24 protein-coding genes and 1 tRNA gene are annotated in these 24,453 nt (G+C 54.9%); 2 read left to right on the top strand and 23 right to left on the bottom strand.

The window, feature by feature from the left end; translation table 11 throughout:
* The 4 genes from hisD to EKM04_RS09355 all read right to left on the bottom strand — a co-directional run bounded on the left by hisD (position 1) and on the right by EKM04_RS09355 (position 3,687).
* Positions 1 to 1,299 carry a histidinol dehydrogenase gene (gene hisD / locus EKM04_RS09370; protein ID WP_183894054.1) on the bottom strand — a complete coding sequence of 433 codons (1,299 nt, stop codon included), beginning with the start codon at positions 1,297 to 1,299 and terminating at the stop codon, positions 1 to 3.
* Between the two features lie 138 nt (positions 1,300 to 1,437).
* Positions 1,438 to 1,875 carry a DUF2948 family protein gene (locus EKM04_RS09365; protein WP_183894052.1) on the bottom strand — a complete coding sequence of 146 codons (438 nt, stop codon included), beginning with the start codon at positions 1,873 to 1,875 and terminating at the stop codon, positions 1,438 to 1,440.
* A 110-nt stretch (positions 1,876 to 1,985) separates the two neighbouring features.
* Positions 1,986 to 3,278, bottom strand: coding sequence for a UDP-N-acetylglucosamine 1-carboxyvinyltransferase (gene murA, locus EKM04_RS09360; protein ID WP_183894050.1), 1,293 nt, complete (start codon positions 3,276 to 3,278; stop codon positions 1,986 to 1,988).
* 184 nt (positions 3,279 to 3,462) lie between these two features.
* A complete protein-coding gene (locus tag EKM04_RS09355) occupies positions 3,463 to 3,687 on the bottom strand; it encodes a hypothetical protein (RefSeq protein WP_210290030.1) in 225 nt (74 codons plus the stop codon).
* 152 nt (positions 3,688 to 3,839) lie between these two features.
* Between EKM04_RS09355 and EKM04_RS09350 the strand changes: the two genes are divergently transcribed.
* Positions 3,840 to 3,914, top strand: a tRNA-Thr gene (locus EKM04_RS09350).
* Positions 3,915 to 4,020: 106 nt separating this feature from the next.
* Here the strand turns inward: EKM04_RS09350 and fliQ are convergent.
* The 17 genes from fliQ to EKM04_RS09265 form a co-directional block, all read right to left on the bottom strand.
* Positions 4,021 to 4,287, bottom strand: coding sequence for a flagellar biosynthesis protein FliQ (gene fliQ / locus EKM04_RS09345; protein WP_174152097.1), 267 nt, complete (start codon positions 4,285 to 4,287; stop codon positions 4,021 to 4,023).
* 107 nt (positions 4,288 to 4,394) lie between these two features.
* Entirely contained in the window at positions 4,395 to 4,820 is a 426-nt protein-coding gene (gene flgD, locus EKM04_RS09340; protein ID WP_183894048.1) for a flagellar hook assembly protein FlgD, read from the bottom strand.
* Positions 4,814 to 5,260 (bottom strand): flagellar biosynthesis repressor FlbT, encoded by a 447-nt coding sequence (gene flbT / locus EKM04_RS09335; RefSeq protein ID WP_174152095.1) that lies wholly within the window; start codon positions 5,258 to 5,260, stop codon positions 4,814 to 4,816. The genes flgD and flbT overlap by 7 nt, the downstream gene beginning before the upstream one ends.
* Positions 5,257 to 5,604, bottom strand: coding sequence for a flagellar biosynthesis regulator FlaF (flaF, locus tag EKM04_RS09330; RefSeq protein ID WP_174152094.1), 348 nt, complete (start codon positions 5,602 to 5,604; stop codon positions 5,257 to 5,259). Before flaF ends, flbT begins: the two co-directional genes overlap by 4 nt.
* Before the next feature lie 55 nt (positions 5,605 to 5,659).
* The gene (locus EKM04_RS09325; protein WP_183894046.1) at positions 5,660 to 6,673 is read right to left on the bottom strand and encodes a flagellar hook-associated family protein; all 1,014 of its coding nucleotides are present in this window, start codon (positions 6,671 to 6,673) and stop codon (positions 5,660 to 5,662) included.
* A gap of 1 nt (position 6,674) precedes the next feature.
* Positions 6,675 to 8,123 carry a flagellar hook-associated protein FlgK gene (flgK, locus tag EKM04_RS09320; RefSeq protein ID WP_174152092.1) on the bottom strand — a complete coding sequence of 483 codons (1,449 nt, stop codon included), beginning with the start codon at positions 8,121 to 8,123 and terminating at the stop codon, positions 6,675 to 6,677.
* A gap of 19 nt (positions 8,124 to 8,142) precedes the next feature.
* Entirely contained in the window at positions 8,143 to 9,408 is a 1,266-nt protein-coding gene (locus EKM04_RS09315) for a flagellar hook protein FlgE (RefSeq protein ID WP_174152091.1), read from the bottom strand.
* A gap of 263 nt (positions 9,409 to 9,671) precedes the next feature.
* Entirely contained in the window at positions 9,672 to 10,343 is a 672-nt protein-coding gene (gene rem / locus EKM04_RS09310; protein WP_174152090.1) for a transcriptional activator Rem, read from the bottom strand.
* Positions 10,344 to 10,621: 278 nt separating this feature from the next.
* Positions 10,622 to 11,203, bottom strand: coding sequence for a transglycosylase SLT domain-containing protein (locus EKM04_RS09305; protein WP_183894044.1), 582 nt, complete (start codon positions 11,201 to 11,203; stop codon positions 10,622 to 10,624).
* The gene (fliK, locus tag EKM04_RS09300; protein WP_183894042.1) at positions 11,133 to 12,587 is read right to left on the bottom strand and encodes a flagellar hook-length control protein FliK; all 1,455 of its coding nucleotides are present in this window, start codon (positions 12,585 to 12,587) and stop codon (positions 11,133 to 11,135) included. Before fliK ends, EKM04_RS09305 begins: the two co-directional genes overlap by 71 nt.
* A gap of 1 nt (position 12,588) precedes the next feature.
* Positions 12,589 to 13,806 (bottom strand): chemotaxis protein, encoded by a 1,218-nt coding sequence (locus EKM04_RS09295; RefSeq protein WP_183894040.1) that lies wholly within the window; start codon positions 13,804 to 13,806, stop codon positions 12,589 to 12,591.
* 11 nt (positions 13,807 to 13,817) lie between these two features.
* Positions 13,818 to 15,092, bottom strand: a complete 1,275-nt coding sequence (locus EKM04_RS09290) for a MotB family protein (RefSeq protein ID WP_183894038.1) — start codon at positions 15,090 to 15,092, stop codon at positions 13,818 to 13,820.
* Positions 15,085 to 15,729, bottom strand: coding sequence for a hypothetical protein (locus EKM04_RS09285; protein WP_183894036.1), 645 nt, complete (start codon positions 15,727 to 15,729; stop codon positions 15,085 to 15,087). Before EKM04_RS09285 ends, EKM04_RS09290 begins: the two co-directional genes overlap by 8 nt.
* A 190-nt stretch (positions 15,730 to 15,919) precedes the next feature.
* Positions 15,920 to 16,885 carry a flagellin N-terminal helical domain-containing protein gene (locus tag EKM04_RS09280; RefSeq protein ID WP_183894033.1) on the bottom strand — a complete coding sequence of 322 codons (966 nt, stop codon included), beginning with the start codon at positions 16,883 to 16,885 and terminating at the stop codon, positions 15,920 to 15,922.
* 272 nt (positions 16,886 to 17,157) lie between these two features.
* On the bottom strand, positions 17,158 to 18,036 hold the full coding sequence (locus EKM04_RS09275) for a flagellin N-terminal helical domain-containing protein (RefSeq protein ID WP_174152083.1): 879 nt from the start codon (positions 18,034 to 18,036) through the stop codon (positions 17,158 to 17,160).
* 318 nt (positions 18,037 to 18,354) lie between these two features.
* Positions 18,355 to 19,233 (bottom strand): flagellin N-terminal helical domain-containing protein, encoded by an 879-nt coding sequence (locus EKM04_RS09270; protein WP_174152082.1) that lies wholly within the window; start codon positions 19,231 to 19,233, stop codon positions 18,355 to 18,357.
* Positions 19,234 to 19,505: 272 nt separating this feature from the next.
* Positions 19,506 to 20,384: a flagellin N-terminal helical domain-containing protein gene (locus tag EKM04_RS09265; protein ID WP_183894031.1), complete on the bottom strand. Its 879-nt coding sequence runs from the start codon at positions 20,382 to 20,384 to the stop codon at positions 19,506 to 19,508.
* A 382-nt stretch (positions 20,385 to 20,766) separates the two neighbouring features.
* Here EKM04_RS09265 and EKM04_RS09260 point away from each other — a divergent pair, with 382 nt between their 5' ends.
* Positions 20,767 to 22,689, top strand: coding sequence for an O-linked N-acetylglucosamine transferase, SPINDLY family protein (locus tag EKM04_RS09260; protein ID WP_183894029.1), 1,923 nt, complete (start codon positions 20,767 to 20,769; stop codon positions 22,687 to 22,689).
* Positions 22,690 to 22,751: 62 nt separating this feature from the next.
* Here EKM04_RS09260 and visR read toward each other — a convergent pair whose 3' ends face one another.
* Both visR and visN read right to left on the bottom strand, forming a co-directional pair.
* On the bottom strand, positions 22,752 to 23,498 hold the full coding sequence (gene visR, locus EKM04_RS09255) for a transcriptional regulator VisR (protein ID WP_174152079.1): 747 nt from the start codon (positions 23,496 to 23,498) through the stop codon (positions 22,752 to 22,754).
* An 11-nt stretch (positions 23,499 to 23,509) separates the two neighbouring features.
* Positions 23,510 to 24,241 (bottom strand): transcriptional regulator VisN, encoded by a 732-nt coding sequence (gene visN, locus EKM04_RS09250; RefSeq protein WP_174152078.1) that lies wholly within the window; start codon positions 24,239 to 24,241, stop codon positions 23,510 to 23,512.
* Positions 24,242 to 24,453 lie beyond the last annotated feature (212 nt).

Raw genomic sequence — 24,453 nt, 5'->3', positions numbered from 1 at the left:
TCATCCTTCCAGATTGAGACGAATGGCGACGGACCGCGCATGCGCATCCAGCCCTTCGGAGTGGGCTAGCGTAATGGCCGCCGGTGCGAGCTGGCGCAATTGATCCGGCCCCAAACGCAGGATCGACGTGCGCTTGACGAAATCCAGAACCGACAGGCCCGACGAGAAGCGAGCCGAGCGTGCCGTTGGCAGAACGTGGTTGGAACCGCCGACGTAATCGCCGATCACTTCAGGCGTGTGGCGACCGACGAAGATCGCACCCGCATTACGGATGCCGGCAATCAGCGCGTCCGGATCGTCTACCGCCAGTTCCAGGTGCTCTGCCGCAATGCGGTTGGCAAGCGAAACGGAAGCGGTGAGGTTTTTTACCAGTATGATCGCGCCAAAATCCCGCCAGCTGGCGGTTGCCGTCTTTTCGCGCGACAGCAAAGTCAACTGACGCTTCACGGCCTGCTCTACCGCTCTTCCAAGCTCGGCATCGTCGGTGATCAGGATCGACTGCGCACTCTCATCGTGCTCGGCTTGCGCCAGGAGGTCGGCTGCCAGCCATTCGGGATTGTTGTTCTTGTCGGCAATGACGAGCACCTCCGATGGTCCAGCAATCATATCGATGCCGACAGTCCCGAAGACGTGCCGCTTGGCCGCTGCCACATAGGCATTGCCAGGACCGACGATCTTGGCGACCGGCGCAATAGACTGCGTACCGTAAGCCAGCGCCGCGACCGCCTGCGCTCCGCCGATGCGGTAAATTTCTTCGACACCGGCAATCCGTGCTGCCGCCAGCACCGCTGGATTGATCACGCCGCCATTCGCCGGAACGACCATGACAATACGCTCCACGCCCGCCACTTTAGCCGGGACAGCATTCATCAACACCGAACTCGGGTAGCTCGCCGTGCCGCCGGGCACGTAGAGGCCGACAGCTTCGATGGCCGTCCAACGGGAGCCGAGGCCGACGCCGATATCGTCCTCGTAGATGTCGTCTTTGGGCATCTGCCGCGCATGATGCTTTTCGATGCGCGCTGCGGCGAATTTCAGGGCGTCGAGAACGGCAGGATCCACCTGTGCGATAGCCGCATCGATTTCCGCTGCGGTGACGCGCATAGAGGTTTTGGTGAAATCCAGGCCGTCAAATCTCAGGGAATAATCGGCCAATGCTTCATCGCCACGCTTTCGGACATCATCGATAATATCACGCACGACGACGTTGACGTCTTCCGACACTTCTCTTTTCGTCGTCAGAAACGCTGCGAACGCCTGTTCAAAATCCTCAGACGCCTGTTCCAGCCAGATTGCCACGTCACTTACCCTCTTGCTGCGCCGCCTTTCGAGACGGTGCGAAATGCCTGCCTGCACGCTGTCGCATGCGCTCTTGGGTATGTGGCATAAATTAAAACAGGCGGGCAAGGCAATTCCCTGTCCACCGGTTTTATAAGATCAGTCTTGTGGGTGCTTTGGTTTCGATGCTGTTTCCCAACCACCGCTGACATCGGCCAATTGCGCCTCGATGCATTCCACATCCATCGCGATGGCGCCGCCGCCCGAAAGGGTGAGTTCGACCGTCCCATCAGGCCCTTCACCATTTTGAGTGAACTGCACGGCAAGGAGGGACAGGACCTGTTCCTTGTTGTCACGATCAAAGCCGGAAGAGCGAACATTCCCCACACGCTTTAGCGCCAGAACGCTGCGGCAACGCTCCTGTGGCTTGCCGTTTTTGGTGGCGTTCTCCCAGACGAACCGGTTAGCGGATAGAAGAAATTGACCAGCCTTGCGATCAAAGGACGCATCTTTCAGTTTGAAAACACTGTCCTGCATGTGTGTCGAGATGATGGAGAGGTCTTCCCCATCCAGCGCCATCAATTTAAGGCCGCTCATTGTGTCTATGCCCCCGTTGCGCGGACAAGGCCGCTTATATCCAAGTGTGACCTGGAGATAGGCAGTCGAGGCCCGATCTGCAACCAGGGGGCCTCGATGAGAGGGCAGTATTAGTCGCTAACGCGCTCGACCTGCGCACCGCAACGGTTGAGCTTTTCTTCCAGGCGCTCGAAGCCACGGTCGAGGTGGTAGACGCGTGACACCATCGTTTCACCTTCCGCGACGAGACCGGCGATGACCAACGATACCGATGCGCGAAGATCCGTCGCCATGACAGGCGCGCCCTTGAGGCGAGACACACCTTCGATGCGAGCCATCTGGCCCGAGAGCGAGATTTTCGCGCCGAGACGTGCCAGTTCCTGAACGTGCATGAAACGGTTTTCGAAAATCGTTTCGGTAATGTGCGAGACGCCCTGTGCGCGCGTCATCAATGCCATGAACTGCGCCTGAAGATCCGTCGGGAAGCCGGGAAAAGGTTCTGTTACGACGTCCACCGGATGAATGCCATTGCCATTGCGGACGACGCGCAGGCCGGTTTCCGTTTCGGTGATGGTCGCGCCGGCGAGCTTCAGCGTGTCGAGCGCGTTGTCGAGCAGCGACGCGCGCGTTCCTTCCAGCAGGACATCGCCACCCGCCATGGCAACCGCCATGGCGTAAGTGCCGGTCTCGATGCGGTCTGGAAGGACGCGGTGGCGCGCGCCATGCAGCGACGTCACGCCCTCAATCGTGATGGTCGAGGTGCCCGCCCCCTCGATTTTCGCACCCATGGCAATCAGGCACTGGGCAAGATCGACAACTTCGGGCTCGCGTGCTGCATTGTGAATAACCGTCGTGCCACGTGCCAGAGATGCCGCCATCAGCATGACGTGAGTTGCGCCAACCGAAACTTTCGGGAATGTGTAGGTCGCGCCGATCAAACCACCGGAAGGTGCCGTTGCATTGATATAACCGCTGTCGATTTCCATGTTGGCACCCAGTGCCTCCAGACCTTCGATGAAAAGGTCGACGGGACGTGTGCCGATGGCGCAACCACCCGGCAGGGACACGCGCGCTTTGCCGTCACGCGCCAAAAGAGGCCCGATGACCCAGAAGCTTGCGCGCATCTTGGATACGAGTTCATAGGGAGCCGTCGTATCGACAATGGTCCGGCAGGTGAAATGCACGGTGCGGGAATAGCCTTCACCCTGGCTTTCACGACGGCCGTTGACCGCGACATCGACACCATGATTGCCCAAGATACGAACGAGCTGCTCGACGTCTGCCAGATGAGGAACGTTTTCAAGCGTCAGGGTATCGCTTGTCAGCAGCGAGGCGATCATCAACGGCAAAGCTGCATTCTTTGCGCCTGAGATCGGAATGATGCCGTTGAGTTCGTTGCCGCCAATAATTCTGATGCGATCCATGCGTCCCTACGAGCTTAGCGCCCGCCTTTCCTGAGTGCTTATTGCGAATAGGCCTCTCCTGCCCGTCCGCACCTATTGTATCCGGTCTAGAATCGACCTGGCGAGCGGCCTTGCCGCGTTGTCCGTCAGGCTACGCAGTAAAGGAAACCCGGCGCCATTTCAATTTTCTGATGAATGTTTCTTGTCAGCACGATTCGTCCGTTTTTGCGGCGGGCAGACCATTTGTTTCGTCCGCTTCTCCCGCACGTCGTGCCCGGGCCTGCTGCTTGCGGCGAGCCAGGTTTTCACGCAACTTGTTTGCCGCCCGCGCCTTACGGAGAGCCTCTTGCCGTTTGGCCTCATTGCCGGGCCCATTTTGCCCTGAGGCGGGCTCTGCTTTATCGGCGATATTGTCGTGATGATCGTTCATGAGCGCATCCATAGCGGAATTTGCAAGTTTTCAACAGCCCCCACCGGTTTTTGCCATGTGGAATGACCAAGTCTCACATTGCGGCTTGCGCTCATCATAAACCTATGGCAATAGGCCCCAACTTGATGTGAAGCACTGCTTCGGCATCGGATGCTGCGGTAGCTCAGTGGTAGAGCACTCCCTTGGTAAGGGAGAGGTCGAGAGTTCAATCCTCTTTCGCAGCACCACTTTTCAAAAAACTACTGACATGGTCAATCATCGAATGACGCCTCGTGTGGCGTGCGCGTTTTCGTCTGTGACAGCCGCTCCAGATCGCAATGGCGCCGAAAGCTGCTAGAATCCGGACTGGACGCGGGAGAAGACCATGGTCGTGAACATGGAGATCTGGGCGCCGACAAAAGGTGCGGAGACGCCGATCGCCAGCATAACGGCGATGATCTTCGGCACGAATGTCAGGGTCATTTCCTGGATTTGGGTCAGAGCCTGGATGAAGGCAATGACGATACCAACGACCATGGCAGCCAGAACAGCCGGGCCGGATGCCACCAGAATGGTCCAGATGGCATTTTGCATAATGTCGAGAGCGTCGGCCTCGTTCATCTCAGTCCGCTCGATCTAATCGGCGTCACGAAGCCGAGTGGAAGACATCTTGTTTCGGTGACGCCGTTTCCGTCTGCAAAAGACAGTATATGATTCGAGACTGATGGTTAAGCCGGGGTATTCGCGATTTTGATACCTTGCGTAATCGCAATCGTCGCGCCTGAAGTCGTGGTGGCGGTGATGCCATCCGCCGTGACCTTGACCGCAGATACAACACCAGTGGTGCTTTCGTCCGCGCTGGTCACCGTTTTCCCGATATAGGACGATGCGCTCGACAGCGAATTGGCCGAAAGAAGGTTCTCAAGATTGGTGTTCGTCTTGATGGTCTGCTCGACCTGCGAGAAGGTGGCAAGCTGTGCCACCTGTTCACTGGCATCCATTGGATCTGTCGGATCCTGGTTCTTCATCTGTGTGATCAACAGTTGAAGGAAATTGTCGTAATCCAGGGACGCCTTCTTGGCGTCCGTTTTGGACGCTGACGTCGCAGCAGACGTGCTCGTCGTCGAAGTGCTACCTGTGACAGCGTCTACCATGGTGCAATTTCCCTTCTCAGCTCACTCACCGCCGCAGGCGTGATTTCATGACTGTTGAGAATGACTTCTTCCTTGGCGTAAAGACCGCGAATGGTCTTGAGCGCGTCGAAAGGACGGCCAGACGATACGGTCGCGTCGATCCGCTTCAGTTCGGAACGAATGTCTTCGTTCTTGAAGGTGGTCAGAAGCATCGTGATCGACTTGCGGAACAGCGAAAGCGACTGTTCCTTGCCCTCTGGGTTGATCAGCATCATCTGAACGATGAAATAGAGCTGCCGCAAAGGTGTCGTGGTGTCTTCAAGTTGCAGGACGTGGTTTTCGAGAAGGAAGGTCACGTCGTTCAGAAATTCCAGCGAGACTTTCCTGTCAACGCGCAACACGGCGCCGTTGATGAAGATTTTTTCCCCGGACTTCAAAGAAATGCGCAGCGTACTTTTCATTTTAATCCATCCTTGATGATGGTTGTAACGTCAATGATGCCCTGATAATTCTTCGATTTACGTTTGCGGATTTGTTCGCATTCTCTCAGAATCCAGATAGCGATGGATATCAGGTTGGCTTTTAGTTCAACAGGAAGCTCGTTTTCGGCCTGCTTGAGGTCGTCGATAAGCCTGGTCCAAACGCGTCTTGTGTAAAAGATCGCCTCGATACCGTCCTTGCCGTAATGGTCGTGCTGTTTGGCGGCGGCAAGAAGTTCGATCGATCGTTCTAGAACCTGTCTTTCTCTATCGCGGGCGATATTGGGGTCATCCTCCATTATCTCCGCATATGAAAACTGGAACATTCATTTTTCCTTCATGGTCTTAAATGCCACCTGTCATAGGCGTTATCTGTTTTCGCTAGAGAAAGTTCACAAGGCTGAGGCCCTGTATCTTCGAGGTGATGGAGTATGACGTCTCGACCTGATTGAGCAGGGTCGTGAGGCGCGTCGATGCCTCATAGGTGTCCACACCGATCAGATTCGTCAGCTGCGTGTCGATGATCGTTTTTTGCGAACTCATATAGGTATTCGCCTTTTCCACTCGTTCCTGGGACAGGCCGATCTTCGCCCGCTGCGTATCGATGCCAGAAATTGCGGCTCCAGCCAGGCTCGTGGTTGTGTCATTGACGACAGCGAGCGCATTCGAGTTCAGACCGGAGTTTACAAGCTGCGACGATATCACACTCGCCAGCACAAGGCTTTTGAAACCATCCGAGTTGGCAGTGGTCGATGTGGACACGGTTTCCGAAGTGCTAATACGGCTACTCATGGTTGTCTCAGAAGCACTCGTCCAGGCTGGCCAATCAAGATTATCCTGATAGTCTGACAGAAAGGTCTTCATCTCGTCGGCTGTCACAGCCGAGGGATCGGGGAACTGCGCATCGAACGCGGTTTTGAAGTCTGTGCTGATGTCATCGATAAACGTGTCGCTCAGAGTTTGCGCATCGGTGTTGATACCTGAGAAAAGATATTCACCGTTAACAGCCGTGTTCGAATAGCTGACGAAATTCTCGAGAGTCGACTTGGCGGTGGTCTGGGCAACGCTCAAGCTGCTGGCGTCGGTGTTACCACTGAGTGCGATCACCGAGTTGAGCAGGCTTTGAGCCGACGAAGACATGTTCTCCATGGCCAGCTGAGACGCATCCATGCGTTGTTCGGCCAAAGCATTGGCGTCCATGATAGACTGGAGACGTCCGCTTTCGCGCGTGTAATCCAGGCTGGTGGACGTGCGGGTGCCAAGTTCCAGACCAACATCCGAGTAGGTGCCCGTCACGGCCTCTTTTTGCAGCTTGGTGATTTCCGTCTGCGCGTTCGAAACGGTCAGTTGCATGGCGGTGCTGATGGAGAGAGAAGAGATCGGTGTCGTTTTCATATCAGTTCGCAGCCTCCATCAGTGTCTTCAATAGATCGTCTATGGTCGACATGAGTTTCGCGGCAGCCTTGTAGGACTGCTCAATGTCCAGCATCTGGATCAGTTCTTCGTCCAGATTGACGCCGGTCGAATTGGAGTAGGCTTCCTTCGACTTGTTCAGCATGGCGGACGTGCTTTCCGCAGCCGATGTGGCGTTGGAGCGATACTCTTCCACGAAGCCTGCGGAATCGGTTGCGAAACTCAAGAGGCTGACATTTGTCGAGATACCGGCAGCGGGGTCGAAATCCATCTGGGCGTTGAGGCCAGCTGCATATTTGTAAAGCAGGTCGGAGTAACCGCTGGAATTTTCGGTGTTCGGTGTCTCGCCTGCGATACTGCCATCACGAAGCTTGACGGGCGTTGCCGTCGCATCAGCCGAAACCGCGATCAGACCTGCAAGACCCGGGATGGCGGTTGGCGGGTCGGCGTCGAAATCGACAACCGAACCATCGCGTGTCGTGAAGAGACCCGCGATGGCGTTGCCGCCGGCATCGGTTTCGGCAAATGTCTTCATTACCGAACGTGCGATCTCGTCGAGCTGGGTCTGGTATGTTGGGTAAACCTCGTCGCGAAGCTGCAACAGCGCGGGAAGGCTCCCCTTCGAATTGGTATTGCTGCCTGCACCGGTCTTGATCGCAACGCCATCGATATAGATGCTTCCCCCGGTGGTGTTGGCATCGTAGGCAGCGAGAGAATCGAACGAAACCTGCCTGGGTCTCGTCTCGAACAGCGTCGTACCATCGCTGGTGTAGATCGCCATGTCGTTGTCCGAGCGCACGGAGGTGGAGATGCCGACAATCCCGGAGATCTGCTTGAGCAGACCTTCGCGCTGATCGAGAGCATTGTTCGGATCAGTGCCAGCGGCTGTTGCCGAGCGTACCGCACTGTTTGCCTGTTCGAAATCGGACAGGAGCTGGTTGAGCTTTGCAACGGTCGTTGCAATTTCACTATCGGCATCGGTGCGCAGCTGCTGAACAGCCTGTGTCGAGGTATTCAGCGCGTTTGCGACATCGCTCGATGCGCTGACGGCGGCAGATGCCAGTGTTACATCGCTTGGTGATGCTGCGGCCGTCTGCAACGCCTTCTGCAACGCAGCCAGGTAGGTTGCAGGCGCCGCGGTATATTCTTCACCGCCGAGAACGACGCTGAGCGAATTCATACCATCAAGGAATGCCTGCTTTCCAGCGTCATCGGACGTCGCTGCCAGCGTCTGCTTCAGGAGCGCGGTATCTTCAGTCCGCTCGATCTTGACAGTGATCGCGCCGGTGGACGTGTTCGTGGTCGTGATCGCCGTGCGGCGATTATAATCCGCGGAGCTGGCATTCGAAATGTTGGTCGAAACGACACCACTCTGGAGCGCTGTATTGCTCAGAGTTGACTTGGTCGTATTAAGTGCCGAAGCAAGCGACATTCACCCGTCCTCTAAAAAACTATCGTACGAGATTGATGAGAACGTCCATCAGATCGGAACCTGTCTGGAAGACTTTGGAATTTGCAGTGTAGCTGCGCTGTGCCTGGATCATTTCGGTCAGTTCCGTCGCGATATCAACGTTGGAAGACTCGAGCTGCTTCGAGGAAATCTTGCCGAACCCGGTCTGGCCTGCGAAACCGAGCGTCACGACGCCGGAGTCTGCGCTGGTCTGAAAGACGTTGCCTGAGAGAACACTGAGATTGTCCGGGCTTGCGACATCTGCCAAAGGGATCTGGAAGAGCGCACGCGCCGCGGATTTTGCGTAGGTTGCGTAGACGGTACCATCAGCAGTGATAGAGATGGATTGTACCTCTTCCGCCGGGTTACCGTTAACGCCACCCTTGGCGATCGTCGACTTGTCAGCACCAAGCTGGGTCATGCCAGACAGGTCGACCGTGATGCTGGTATTGTTGTTGGTGTCGTCGATCAGGATCGTCTTTGGATCGTTCAGCATAGTGCCGAGATCGTCATAGCTCAATGTCATTTGGCTAATGGGGCCTTCGGAATACGGGAAGCCGCCGGGAGGCGTCGCATTCGCTGCGTCATAAACCGAAACTTCCCATTCACCCTGATCCGTCTTGGCAAAGTAGAAGTCGTATTTGATTTCGTTGCCGAGCGGATCGTAACCGGTCACGGAGGTCTTCAGAACGCTGATCTGATCGACGACGACAGAAGCACTATTATCGCCTGGGAGGTTGGCGGCAACGGGCGCAGAGTCGCTGAGGTTACCCGTCAGCGAGCCTGTCGTGGAAGCGGTTGCCGTCATGCCGTTGGCAGAGACATTGACCGGGACCAGACCGTCGTAGCTGTTGATGACTGTCGTTGGCGTTGTGCCAGTGTACTGGTAGCCAAGAAGCGTAAAGCCAGCATCGTTGACCAGGAAGCCTTCGTCATTGGGAGTAAACGAACCGGAGCGTGTCAGAAAGACGTTGCCGGCCGTGTCCTGAACGACGAAGAAGCCATCACCGTCGATGGCCAAATCGGTCGAAGACTGCGTGGACTGCAAAGCGCCCTGCTGCGAAATCGAATAGTTGACGTTTGTCATGACGCCGCCGGAGTTGTAGCTGCCGCCGCTCGATGACAAGACGAGTGAGGAAAAGGCGGTCGATGCGCTTTTATAGCCAGTCGTGCTGGCATTGGCGATGTTGTCGCCGACCGTTCCCAGCTTGTTTGCCTGAGCGCCCATGCCTGATACGGCCGTCTTCATCGTTCCAAAAAGGCTCATTCCGAATCCTCTGTTCCTGTCTGTACCAAAGTTAGGATGCGGGCCTTGCGTGAGGCTGTCTGTTTTGACTCTGGTTGGGAAAAAAGAAAAAAGAAGCCTTTGATGGAACCAATCGTATTTCACCACGTTTACGCTATGAAATCAGGAGACCGCCGCAACTGGCTCCAAAAATGAAAAACGCCGAGGGCCTTGGGAGCCGACGGCGCATAACATGAAAATTCGAAGGCATGCGATCGGGACCAGATGCGGTCCGGGGTGGCCGTTTAGTTCCAGTCGATGCAATAGCCCAAAAAGCGCTTTGAATCGATCGGGTCGAAACCGAGTTTCTTGCGCAGCTTCTTGCGCAGCTTGCTGATGTGGCTCTCAACAACGTTTTCTTCGACTTCTTCGTCAAAGATGCCGTAAATCGCATTGAAAATCTGCGATTTCGAAACCCGACGGCTGCGATTTGCGATTAAGTATTCAAGAATACGACGCTCGCGACGCGGCAAGGCAAAGACTTCACCATTGACCTCGGGATCGCGACCATCCGAAAACACCCGGATTGGGCCAGCATCCGTGAAATTCGTCAGCACCGAAAGGCGACGGCGAATTGCCGCAGCACGCGCTAGAATTTCTCTTGGGTGGACTGGCTTGCGAACGACATCGTCCACGCCACAGTCAAAGAGTGCCAACGTCGCATCCAACGAATGATGATCGCTAACCGCAATCACAGGCGCCTGAGAGCGATCCCGGATAGTGCGCGGCAACTCGTGAGTAGTCTCCGACTGACCAATCAGGAATGCCTCAATCGCCGCAATATCAGAGTCTGCCGCCGTTGTTACCCATTCGCCAAATTCTACTGGATCAAATCCAGTCGAGGGAATTCCCTCTCGCCCAAATAGGGCTGTATACCCGTCCTTAACAAGCTTCCGCTCATCAACTACCACGATCATTCGTCCGCCTCCGAATCAGTGTAGCCAATCTACAGTCCGGGTGTACGAATCGTGGGAATCTCTCACAACTACAAAAAACCACAGGTATTTATTAATAATTGATTAACGAAATTGTTCCGATTTGATCTACATATAGTATGCCGTTAAAATTTTAAGGATATTTTTTTGGTGGAAAAGCAGCCGTCAAGTCAGTTAAGACTTGCGTTGCCATTTTTGACTGAATCTCGCCTTATTTTTTTGTAGCCTCAAGAAGGGCTTGCATAACAACCATAGATTGGTCAGGTCGTGCAGAATTTTCTCGCGTTGACGGTCCATTGTCCGTAGCCAGTGGCGACCAGATTACTGATGACCCGGCAAACATACCGCTGTTGAGCAGGGTCGTTGTTGGGTCCTGCATGGTATCTGGCTACCGCCATCGTCCAGGTTTCATGTTTGGCGTGAAGACGGCTGAGAAACTGAGCGGCGTAGGACACGTTCTTGGCGGGGTCAAACATCTCCGCCAGCGACTTGAATTCGGCGCCATGGAAGTAGACGTTGATCTGCATGCAGCCGATATCGATCAACTTGGCACCGTTGCGTTTTGCATTTTCCACCAGTTGATAGGCTTCTGGAAAGCTGCTCGGGAAAAATGCTTTCCCTTCAATATTGATTGCGTAGGGGCTCAAGGAGCCCTTTCGACCCGTCTCGGTCAGCCCAACCGAATAGAGAATACCTTCCGGTATGCCGTACTGGCCGGCAGCTGCCTGGATTTGGCGTTCGCAGTCAACCCGCGTTGCGATCTGTGAAGCCTCACAGGTAAACGAGGTCAGGGCGAGCGCTGGAAGCGCGAATAGAAGTTTCAGCTGTTGAAGGGTTGTCATGGACGATGGCCTCCTGGCGGGCGTCGCCACTTGCTTGCCTATATGATTGTTGTTGTTGAGGCTTTTCTTCCTGACCGCGCTGGTTGTGCTGCGCGCTCTGCTGGCCACCATCGGAAGGCTGTCGGTTGTTCGTGCCATTGTCCTGCCGGTCTGCGCCACTTGCGAGGCTAACAGTCACCTGCTCGACACTGAACCCTTGAGACTTGAGGGCGTCGAGGATGCTCGAACTGTCTTTCTGCAGTTCACTGTAGCCTTTGAGGGTGTGTGCCGTCAGCTGAACGCTCAGGTCGTCACCCACCAGTTTCAAAGCTGCTGTCACGTGGCCCAGGTCAACAGGTGCCATCTGGATCTTCAGCACGTGAACAACCTGACCTGTGCTCGCGATCATTGGCCCGGTGTTTGTCTGACCAGCCATGCGGCTCGCCCAATCGGGGTCGGATGACATGGCGCTGGTTATGGCAGCAGCATTCGTTGCCGGTGCAAGTCCAACGAACCGTCTGCTTTCCACCACCTGCACCACATCGACAGCGTCACCAGCCGCCTTTGCCACATCCACTTGTGTCGAGCCGTCTTCATCCGTTTCAAAATGAAAATCGATGCCCGGCGTATCCTGCTTTTGCAGTCTCACCACAGATGTGGTCGTTGGACCGCTTTCGACCAATAGGTCCGTACCCATAGCACCCGATAGTGCGCCCGACGTCTGTTGTCCAATCTGTTCCACCGCAACAGTCTGAGCCGGCGGCTGATCGGTTTGAGCAGGCATTGCCGTTGATGTCAGTAGCGACAAAAGATCCATATTCTGGTTCGCTGGGCCGGCAGGAACCGTATCTGCATCCGTCAAATCGTCGGTGGCATCGGCATCGCCCGTACTATCCGTCTTGGCCGTTACAGACGCAGACGCGGTTTTCGTCAGAGCCGTCACCAGTTTTGCCAGGTCGCTTATAACAGGTGCGAGCGCGTTATCGTCACTGATCTCTTGTGCAGGTACGGCCGCAATGGAAAGCGGCTCGATGATGGACACCTCCAATGTCGGTTCAGCGTTGACCGGCGGCAAGACCGCCTCTTGAGATATGGCGGGAATGGTGTTCGCGACGGCTGGGAACAGTGAGGTCGGTACGGTTGCTTTGCTGACCGCTGGCTGCGCCGGGCTGGCGGATGCGGTGTCTGCGGCAGGATCGTCAACAACGGCTTGCGGCTGCGCATCGTCCTTGGCGGTATTGGCATCCCCACGAGGGCTCGGCCGCGACGGAGCGGCCTTGTCGAACGAGCCTAGCGTCTCGGAAAAGCCAGACCCTTTACCCTTGGAAGAGTTGTCCCTGCCCTGTCGGCTTGCTTGAGCCGTGGCGTCGGAATTTGCGGACGCGATCGTCGTTAACACGTTCATCCTATTTCTCCTCCTGCTCCAACAAAGTGTCGATCTCGCTTAAGCGAGTCCGGCTCTTGTCGACGAATTCCTGCAAAGGCGCGCTGGCAACCGCCTGTTGGGTCTGGTCCTGCTTTACCGGGTCACCACCGTTTTGCGGTGCCGTGGCAACGCCACCATCTTGCGATACCGGGATGGCTATGGGCGTCCTTACGATCTGCTCGGCAACGGCCTGAGCCGCATCGCGTAACGCAAGATCGCGCGGGGACAGCTCGTCACTGGGGATGCTTGACAGCGCCTCACTGACACTATGAACGGCATCGCTCGATACGCTCGCCAATCCAGAATACAGTTTCGACAATGGGGCGCGTGCACCGTCACCGGGTTCCGGCAGAAGAATGTTGGCCTGCTCCGTCGCAAACCGGGCCAGTTCCACCTGGCCGCGCAACGAAGCCTGCCGGGCGATCCGCAGATAGATTTCCTCTGCCCTCTCATCATCCATCAGCTGTGCAATTTCGCCGATCTTCTCGTTGGAAACCGCGCCATTGCCGTCGACAACGAAGGTTACGAAGAGATCAGCAAATTGAGACGCATAAGGAGAATGCAGAAATCTGACCGCATATTTTCTGACATAGGCAAACGTCTTTTCGGGCTGCTTGGCCTGGATCATGGCGATGATAGAGCGGCGCAAGGCGGCCTCTTCGATGATCGTGCCAGGGGCCGTCAAACGTGCGTCATCAAAATAGACCAGCGCAGCCGTTGGATCTCTCGTTACCGTGATGTTGCCCGCAATCAGCATGAGATAAGGGCCGAGTACGCCGTTGCGATACTCCGGCAGGATATCGGATATGACCTTTTCGGCCTGACTGCCTCTTCCATTGAAATATTTCTGCAAGACATTGATCACCCGCGTGTCGAAATGGCCCTGAACGTCGCGGGCAACGAGGTAATCGAGGGTCTGCGGATTACCGCCACTCATGATGTAGGCAAGCGCGGCATCCGCATTGGCGGAATCTTCGAAAATCGAGGGGTCTGCCGTCCGCAACGCGGTATCAATGGTTTCGAGAAGGTATTTTTGCATATCCCGTGCGGAGTGATCCCCCATAACCACAGAATCCTGCACGAACTGAAGCGAGCGCAATATTTTCGAAGGCGGCAGATCGCTTTGTGCGTATCCATGGCTGGCGCTGGCCAACCAGGGAATGCACAGGGACAAGACAGCTATGCGGGTCGCTTTCATCATCCGCTGCCTCAACCATCCTCAAGCAAGATTTCGATACGGCGGTTGGCGCCGTTCAAAGGATCTTCAACGTTTTGCAGACGACGGTCGGCAAAGCCGGAGAGCTGCTTGATCCGTGTCTGGTCCAGACCGCCACGCGACAGCATGTAAAATGCCGAATGGGCGCGATCCATGGAAAGGGTCCAATTGTCTTTGCCGCCGACGCTATATGGACGCGCATCCGTGTGACCGCGAATGACGACGGCACCGGGTTGCTTGCTGAGAACCGCGCCGATTTTTTCCATCGCCAGCACAAGCGTCTTCTGGGGCACTGCGGAACCGACGTCGAACATGGACGTGTTGGCTTTTTCCGAAATGGTGATCAAAGTGCCGCCCTCGGCAGGGGTGACCACGATACCTTCTGCCAGCTTACCCGCAACACCGGCAACCTGCTGAGAGATTTCGTCGCGCAATTTGTCAGCAGTTTTCTTCTCCGCATCCGTCACTTCCGCTGCTTCATCAGGCATCTGATTTTTTTCGACGGATGCGATCTCGGTCTTCGAGTTTTTCTGTGCACTGGCGGCCGTGTTCTGAACAGGGGTCGCAGGTTCGCTGTCGCTAATGACATCGGTCAAGTCCTGCTTGGCGACCGCAGCCTTGGCGTCGGCCGTGTTCTGGTCTTTCTTTGGCAGAGCCGTATCCTGCACAGCAACACTTGCCGGCTGCGCGGGCACATCGACCTGCTTGCTCCAGAAATCCGGGTCAAACGGATCGCGGTACGCTTCTCCACCAGAAGCACCGGTCGATGGGCCGGAATTGCTTGCACCACCCTCGCCCTTGGCACTGACATTGGCCTGCTGGCCGACTTCCTGGGCAATCTCCGCCAGAACCGCATAAGGGTTCTCGAAGAACGCCGCTTCGGAATAGGCGGTCTTGTCGCCTGATGATGAGGTCATATCCTCACCGCTTGCAGCGGCTGCCGCATCTTCCGGCTTTTCAGATTTGGTGTCGGAGGTCTGCTGGGTCTGCTCGCCCTTGGCGGTTTTGGCAGGCTGCTTCATCCCTTTGTCGGCTGGCTTTTCATCGGTTAGCTTGATCGGGTTGAAATAGCTGGCGACGGACGCCTTTGTTTCCTCGTTCGATGCGTTGACGAGCCACATCACGAGAAAGAACGCCATCATGGCAGTCATGAAATCCGCATAAGCGATTTTCCACGCGCCACCATGAGCCCCATCGTGGCCGCCCTTGTGGCGCTTGACGATAATGATCTCGTTTTTGCCGTGATGGTGATTTTCGCCTTCACTCATCCGCCAAACCCCTTACGCTCTGGAAAAACTCGGATAGTCTTGTCATCAGCACCGAGTTTTCCATTTGAACCTTCACGTCGATATCGGTCGACACATCGTAGTCGACCTGATTGTCGACATCACCCAAGGCTTCTCTGACACGCGACACGAGAAGATCAGGCCCCGTGATCTTGATCGTGCCGGCATGACCGCCCTCAATCTCTTTGATGATCTGGGTCGCGACTTCTGTGGCCGCTTTTTCAGCGAAATCGCGCTCCATGATCAATCCAAACAGGCGAAAACATACCTGCTCCACATCCGCGGCAATCGTCTGCTTCATAGAGATGACCGACGTCGCAAGATGTGTGGCAATTTCTTCTTCATAACGCATCCGCATGGCCTCGATCTCCTGGGCATGCGTCGTACGTAGCGCTTCAAGCTCTTTTTCGTTCGTGTCTTTTGCCTGTTGGGCTGCGGCTACTTCGCCCTCGGCGAACGCCTTGCGTTTCTCTTCGTCCAGATCAACGATAATTTCCGGCTCTGCGAAAACGTCATGTTCAAAAGCGGAAACAGGCGTGTCGAGGTCAAAGTAGCTCGGCGTTTCAGGCGGTACGAACTGGCTGAAGTCCTTGAGATATTTGGCAAGCGCTCCGCTCATAGATGCTCTCCACCCGATATCACACTCGTCTTTTCTTCAGATGAGAACGTCATGAAATAATCCGCTAGGCATTCAGCTACAGCCGACAAAATGGCTTCGCGCATTCCCCGGGAACGCGCAAAGATAAGGCAGCAATTCAGTGTCTCAAACTAAAGGGTCAAACTTGTGCGAAGATGAACCCTGCCGCAGATCACGCAAACAGGTTGGCTAGGCTTTTGCGATGGTTGTTGGCAAGCGACACCACTTGAACCGCCAGATCGCGCTGCGTTTCCTGCGCTTTCAATCGTGTGGATTCTTCTTCCATGTTGGCATCCACCAGTCGGCTGACGCTTTTACCCATGGAATCTTTCAATGCGCCGACAAAGGTCGTCTGCTGATCAATCCTGCTGGACATGGTGCCGATCGAGCCGGCCAACTGGTTCAACTTGGTCGATAACTGCCCGACTACATAGACCATGTCATCGAGTTCGTCGTTGGTCGTGCTTTTCGAAATGCTGACTTCGCTCCCCGTTTGGCCCGTCGGTGACCCAACGTCCAGCAGGTAGTAATTGCGCTCCGTGGAACTTGTATCAGGGTTACGTTTGCTCGCGTCAACGCCTGCGGTCAGCAGCCCGCGGCTCGCATCGCTGCTATCGACAAGTGTCGTTTGCGCCGTATTCACCGTCAGATACTGCAAAGTGATGGAGCCGGATGTATCCTTCTGGAACGAAAACGGGACGCGCTTTTCAGGCTGAAGCTGCTCGCTGGTGTTATAAAGCCAATTGTCCCCTGAAAAGCTTGCTGCCTGCGAGACTGACTGCAGATTATTCTTGAGCGCGTCGATGGCCCCGTTGATTTTGTCTCGGTCTGCGCCAGGCTCATACGCCGTCGTCAGTTGCGTCATGATCTGGTCAACAACATCGATAATCGCGGTGACGGCCTCGTAGGCCGTGTCGGCTTTGGACGCACCCAGGTTGAGCGCATCGCCGACACTGGTCAGAACATTCCCGTCAGAGCGTAGATTGGTTGCCGTGGACCAGTAACCGGAGTCGTCGGCGGCCGAGGCAATTTTCAAACCCGAGGTCACCCTCGCCTGTGTCTTCGTCAGCGTATCATCGCTGAACAACAGGGTTTGAAGCGCGCTCTGCACGTAGCCAGAAGAGAGAATTTTGGTCATCGGTACCTACATCGGCAATAAGTGTCAGAAACATGCCAATCAATCTGGCGAAGATCGCACTCTCATCATGAAGAGGCGTGGGAGCCAATCTCGAAGCTGCTAGATCGCCAGCGGTTGAAAATTGCAATCCTGAAGCAAGCCTTATATCAAGCCAAGCTATGCCGAAGCTTGCGTCATAGGCGTCAAAAACAGACTGTTCTCTTTTCAGAATAAAATGAAAAAACCGCACCGTCCTTTCGGACGGTACGGTTTTCTTACGTAATATCTGATGCTTAACGCTGGAACAGCGTCATGATATTCTGGGCCGAAGAGTTCGCAATCGAGAGTGACTGGATCGCCAGCTGCTGCTGTGTCTGGAGTGCCGAAAGCTTGGCGGATTCCTCTTCCATGTCCGCATCGACAAGTCGGCTTACGCCGGATTCCATCGCATCCGACAGTTTGGCGGAGTAGTTGTCCTGCAAGTCGATACGGGTCTGGAGCGCACCGATAGCAGCAGCCGAGTCCGTCAGGCCACTCATCGCAGTTTCGACGATGTTCATGAAATTGTCGATCTCGCCCTGCGTGGATATGCTGGTCAGAGCGACGCTCATGATGCTGCCGAGAATACCGCCCGAGCCAACGCCGCCGTTGATCGACTGGAACATGGCATAAGAACCGATATTGAATTTCGCTGTTGTGACGCTGACGCCACCGCTTGCCGTACGAATGAAACCATCGACAACGCTTGCCTCTGTCACAGAGCCATAGACCATCCAGTTTTCACCGGAGAAGGACGCGCCCTGTGCGATTGCGGAAAGCTGCTCCTGCAGTTTACCGATTTCGAGCTGGATCTGGCTCTTGTCAGTGGACTGCTCGCTGGCGGTGACAAGCTTTGCTTTGATTTCGTCAACGGCGCTGATCGCGCTTTCCATTGCCGCATAGGCGGTATCAACCTTGGCGGCACCCACACCCAGAGCGTCCGAAGCGGCATTTAGCGCTTTATTGTCGGAGTTCATGGTGGTGGAGATGGACCAATAGGCAACGTTGTCTTTCGCCTGACCAACGCGGTAACCAGAGGAAACGCGGTCCTGGGTGTCGGAGAGGTCTATGTTGATGGAGCGCAGCGTCTGAAGGGCAGACATTGCAGAGGTGTTTGTCAAAATACTCGTCATCTTCAGGTCGCCCCTTTGGCAAATCTTTTAGAAGGGACATTCCGGTCCAGCCGGGAAACGCAGCAGGCAGCTTCATGCTTCCCGACCTTGAAGTGGCCGGTGCGCTGTTTCGATGACCACAGAAGACAACTTTATGGTTAACAAAACTTTAAACGAAGGGAATCTTTTACCTTCATGAATGAAGCATTAAGGGCAGCCATTGCTATTAATGAACAATAACATATTGTTAAATTTAGATAATTTTGAATATCACAATATTAATTTTTCTTAAAAAAAAGCCGCGCAATGCGCGGCTTTTTCGCTTCAAGTGGATAGAGATTAGCCTCTGAAGAGAGACATGATGTTCTGCGAAGAAGAGTTGGCAATCGACAGCGACTGGACCGCGAGCTGCTGCTGGGTCTGCAGTGCCGAAAGGCGTGCAGATTCTTCTTCCATGTCGGCGTCAACCAGGCGGCTTACACCGGCTTCGATCGCATCGCTCAGCTTGGCAGAGTAGTCGTCCTGCATGTCGATACGCGAAGACAGAGCACCGAGAGCAGCCGCACCGTCAGTCAGTTTGTCAAGAGCGCCCTGAACAGTCGTCAGGAACGCATCAATTTCGCCCTGCGTCGAGTTGCTTTCCAGCTTGACGGACATCAGAGAACCGAGAACACCACCGGTACCAACGCCGCTGGAGATCGCAGAGAACATGGCGTATGTGCCAGCATCGAACGTTGCTGTCGTTACCTTGACGGCGCCGGCAGAGTCACGAATGAAGCCATCGACCACAGTCGTTGTCGATCCGCTGGCCTGAACTGCCCAGTTTTCGCCGTTGAAAGACGCGGCCTGACCGATTGCTGTCAGCTGTTCCTGAAGCTTGGTGATTTCAAGCTGAACCTGGTCTTTGTCGACGGATGTTTCGCTGGCAGTTGTCAGCTTTGCCTTGATTTCGTTAACAACGTCGATCGCGCTATCCATAGCAGCGTAAGCGGTGTCGACCTTGGCTGCGCCGACGCCCAGAGCGTCCGTTGCTGCGCCGAGTGCCTTGTTGTCGGAATTCATTGTCGTGGAAATCGACCAGTAAGCGACGTTATCGGCAGCCTTGCCGACCTTTTCACCAGACGAAACGCGGTCCTGCGTTGTTGCAAGATTCATATTGATAGTGCGCAGAGTCTGAAGTGCAGACATTGCAGATGGGTTAGTCAGGATACTGGTCATAGTATTATTTGCCCCTTTGGCAAGAATAATTGAAGGGACATTCCGGCTTTACCGGTAAACGACGATCAGCTTCATGCCTGCCGAATAGTATAGTAAATTCTCGGCCGTCGTTTTGGTAACCCGATCTAACATTATTAAGGTTAAGGACTTCCAAATATTCAGTAAAGAATGAGTTAATTTTGAAAATAATTTGTTAATACTATCTTAATGAACTAAGAACGCAAAAAGGCCGAACCTTTCGGTCCGGCCAATTTTTGAGACTGCTTGTTCTATTAACGGAACAGCGTGAGGATGTTCTGCGAAGAAGAGTTGGCGATCGACAAAGACTGGATCGCCAGCTGCTGCTGTGTTTGCAGAGCGGACAGTCTGGCCGATTCCTCTTCCATGTCTGCATCAACCAGACGGCTAACACCCGCGTCCATCGCATCGCTGAGCTTGCTGGAATACTGATCCTGAAGATCGATACGCGTGGACAATGCACCGAGGGCAGCGGCGCCCTTCGTCATTTTTCCGAGTGCTGTTTCGACCGTCGTAAGGAATGCATCGACCTGGCCCTGTGTAGAGATGGATGTCAAAGCGATTGTCATGACCGCAGCCAGAACACCGCCTGTACCGACGCCAGCCGTCGAGATGGCGGAGAACATCGCATAGGAACCTGCATCGAAGGTTGCAGTCGTGACCTTGACGGTTCCGTCGGTGTTGCGGATGAAGCCATCGACAACAGTCGTGGACGAACCACTAGCCTTAACGGCCCAGTTTTCACCGTTGAACGAAGCGGCCTGACCGATAGAGGACAGCTGCTCCTGAAGCTTGGTGATTTCGAGCTGAACCTGTTCCTTGTCTACAGACGATTCGCTGGCGGTCGTCAGCTTTGCCTTGATTTCGTTGACGACGTCGATTGCGCTGTCCATGGCGGCATAAGCGGTGTCGACCTTGGCCGCACCAACGCCCAGTGCGTCAGTTGCTGCACCGAGTGCCTTGTTGTCGGACTTCATCGTGGTAGCGATGGACCAGTAGGCAGCACCGTCGGACGCACCGCCGATTTTCATGCCGGTCGAAACGCGTTCCTGCGTCTTGCCAAGATTGCTGTTGATCGTGCGCAGTGTCTGAAGTGCGGAATTAGCGCTGGAGTTGTAGTTAATGCTAGACATAATAGTGCCCCTTTAAAACGCGGTACAAGATGAGGGACATGCCGGATTACAGGTACCGGCGCGAACGGTTCGGCATCATGCCACTCGGTTCCGATTTTCTTATGGACAACCAAACCCGTCACGCAGGGATCAAAATGCGCGGCAACGATTTCCAAGTCCTTAATTTTGAAGGTTGCGGCCAGTCTGTTGGTTTTGTTGGTTAATATCGCGCAAAGACCCGATCGCCAGCATTAACCAAACTGGGACACCGGCGACGACCGCAAGACCTGTTTCAAGCAAGCTTCGCAAGATAGGGTCATGTGGATATTCAAAGTCTGCGATACCTGCGCGCGTCATGGCGACTGTCTGGGCAAGGGACGGCAAGAGGATAGAACGGGACCCAATGCTAAACGAAATCAGCTACTCAGCCGCGTCGAAGCACTTCAAGACCGGTCAATACACACAAGCCTTGACGACGCTGAACAAGCTGATCGATACCAATCGCGATTCGCGGACCTATGCGCTCCTCGCGAAGACGTGTTTGCGGATCAATATGCCGGAACAGGCAGCCACATCCTATGAGCTGGCATACCAGCAGGGAGGTATGGATGCCGAAAGCTATCTCGTCGAGAGCATCAAGCTGCATTATGAGTGCGGACAAAAAGACAAAGCGCTTTCGCTCGCCAACAAGCTCATCCACAAATTTCATAAGTATCCCGAGATATGCTACATCGTCGGTACGATCCTGCTGGAACGGGGCGAACCCCGAATTGCGCGGGCGCTGAAAAATGTTCTGATGAAGAGCGATTCAGTTGAGCATATGAAACTGGGTGCTCGCATAGCGATTACGACCTGGGATTTGTTCGATCCGAAAGACATCGAAACAGCGCGCATTCTTCTTGCGAAATTGCCACGCCAACAGGCCGTGCGTTTGATGTATCTGACGTTTTGCCGCGAACACAGCAAGTTCGACGCCGTGGAAAAGCACCTGCCGATCATCGAAAACGCGATTGCAACCGGAGACACGGCTTTCATCGAGCTGGATGGCACGTTCTTCAATCTGCATTGGAGCGGCGACGAGCACATCAACCAGATGGCCCGCAGCAACACTCCGGTCTTTTCGCCCGAAATGAGCAGCAAACGCCGTAAGATGCCTCACGAGTGGGGGCAGAAGATCAGGGTCGGCTACCTCTCCTCCGACTTTTTCGACAAACATGCGACCATGAAGCTCATTCGCCGTGTGTTGGAACTGCACGATCGCGACCGTTTCGAAGTCACGTTGTTTTGCCACTCGGAACCCGACCTTCTTCAGACGAACCAGGCCGATCGCGCTTTGTGGGGACACGTCGTCACCATAAGAGACATGAGCAACGATGAAGCTCTCGCCGAAATCAAGGCGCGCGGCATCGATATTCTTGTTGACCTGAAAGGCCACACGGCCGGCAATCGGACATCCATTCTCAACATGGGAGCAGCACCGATCCAGGTCGCCTGGATCGGCTTTCCAGGTTCGACCGTTAACGTCGACCTCGATTACGTCATTGGCGACCATTACGTGCTACGCGACAGCTCAAAGCCGCACTATTACGAAAAATTCGCGCGGCTGCCTGAGACCTATCAGCCAAACGACCCGGTCAACCGTCCTTTGGCCAAGAAGATCAGCCGGGCGCAGGTCGGGCTTCCAGAAGACGCGTTTGTTTTCGCGTCCTTCAACGCCAACCGCAAGATCACACCCCGCACCATGGAGCTATGGGCAGAAATCCTCAAACGCGCGCCGAAAAGCGTCATCTGGATTTTGCACAACAGTCAGGACAGCAAAACCAATATTCTCACCAAGCTTATGGCGACGGGAATATCGGCAAAGCGGGTGTTCTTTATGGAAAAACTGGAGTTCGAGCTCCACCTCAACCGTATCACTGTCGCTGACCTTGGTCTCGACACTTTTCCGGTCAATGGGCACACGACAACGTCGGAGCAACTCTGGTCTGGCTTGCCGGTTCTCACAACGCAGGGCACGAACTTCGCATCCCGTGTGAGCGAAAGCCTGCTTCACGCCATCGGCGCGCCTGAACTGATCGCGGAAAGCGAAGCCGCTTACGTTGATCAGGCCGTCGCTTACGCTCTGGATCCTGCGCCGTTGGGTGATATCCGGGCCCGGATCGATGCCAACCGTTTCACTATGCCACTCTTTGATGCCGAGCGCTTCTGCCGTCACCTTGAGAGCGCATACGAAACCATGTGGGAGAAAGCAAAGGCCGGAGCAGAGCCTGATCACTTCGATGTGCCAGCCCTGCCTCCACGTAGCGCACCGTTCGAGGTCCGATAAGCACGACAGAGCTGGCCTGAAGACAACTTTGGCTGTCAGGTCGGCTCCGCATACCGAGCGGTTTAGTGGATGTAGCCCATGCGGATGGCCTTTGCGATCGCCTGGATACGATTGACGGAATCCAGCTTGATGGTCGCGGAGCCCAGATAGGCGTTGACGGTGTGAACCGACAGCCCGAGCTTGACCGCGATTTCTTCGCTGATACGGCCATCGCCGGCCAGTTGCAGGCAGGCGACTTCGCGCTCGCTCAAGGACTCGGCAGGCGTTACGCGACGCTCATCGAGCGCAAGCAGATCGACCATCACTTCAGTGCATTTTATATGCTGCTCAAGAACCAGCTCGTTGTCGAGCAGCAGTCCACCGCCACAAAAAATCACATAGCCGTTGCCAATGCTGCCAAGACGAACCGGCAGCGCCAGCCCGGGATAGGAGAGTTCGTCGTTGCCAAGCCTCAGCATGAGAGCTGCGACATCCGGAATATCGGAAAACCCAGTACCGTTTTCACTCTTCCACGTGACGGGAATCAGCGAGCGTTCCAGATGGTCAAGCAAGGCTTCACCCATGACCCGGACCAGTTTTGCGCTTTGTTCACCGGCGTTCATACCCCAGTTTTCGAGTTCGCAAGAGAGTTTACGCTTATTCGGAAAGCCTGATGCAACAGCTCTTAAAACAATGAAATTCTTGGCGCCCAACAGGCGCTGGATGGCCACGAGCTTTGGAAAAAGATCGGAACGACTGGTGGAGGTGCCCGTCCGGGTGGGAAAACCCTGCCCCACATTGGCACTCTCAGCTTCCTTGTAATACCCCATTCCGGTCGCCTTCAAACGAGATTGTTGCGAACCGCATAGGCAATGGCCTCGGAGCGGGTCTTTGTTGCCGTCTTGCGCATGACGCTGGTGATGTAATTGTTGATCGTGTTGCGCGATATGCCCAGAATGGTCGCCATTTCATCGCTGGTCTTGCCCTCGGCAATCCAGAAAAGGCATTCGAGTTCACGCTCGGTGAGATCGATATCACGCTCCGTACGGGATTCGGCAACAATACCAGAGCTTGCGAAATAACCTGCCAGCATGGCCGCCTCCTGTAGCCGGTCTTCCACCGGAGTGCTGTCTTCCGCAAACAGCATGAGAAGCGAGAAGCGTATGCGGCCGACGCAGAACGTGACCGAGCAATACTTGCGATCCACCCCTTCCGGGATCACCGCATCATCCGGTAAAAACAGCATGCGCGGCTTCAGCAGCGCCAGGCATTTTTCCATCTCGCTGACACGGTTCTGATTGTTGGTCAGCTCTGCGCCCAGCTTACGAACGAGATCGAACGGCCAGTCCGATGTCAGAATGAAATTGAGGCCCGCTTCCTGCAAAAGATCTTCGCGCGCCAACAGGTAGTGCGACGCACCGGCATAAGACGCGATCATCTCTACGGCAGCTGTAACGTTGCTGTCTCCAGCCGCGATGGAAATATTTCGCATCAGCTGGTCGCGCGGCAACGCTTTCACCGATCTGTCGAACGGCGTTGCAGAGAGCCTGCGAACATCAACATCCACCTTCAATAGCCTAGGCCCTCTTAGTTCTCCAATAACGGAGATTTCTTAACCGGGATGGAAATCATTTCCATTCAGAAACGCAACCAAAATAAAGGACTGCATCACTGACGACCGAATCATTGCATTTTAGGAGACGCTACGGCAAACGCCATAACCAGTCCAAGGCATTCCACTTATTTCGTCTCCTTGTCACGACGAAGGAAGCATATTGATGTTCT

This window comes from Rhizobium skierniewicense Ch11 (genome assembly GCF_023757665.1).
In the GTDB taxonomy this organism is placed as follows: domain Bacteria; phylum Pseudomonadota; class Alphaproteobacteria; order Rhizobiales; family Rhizobiaceae; genus Agrobacterium; species Agrobacterium skierniewicense.
This window is presented reverse-complemented; position numbering and strand designations above follow the sequence as displayed.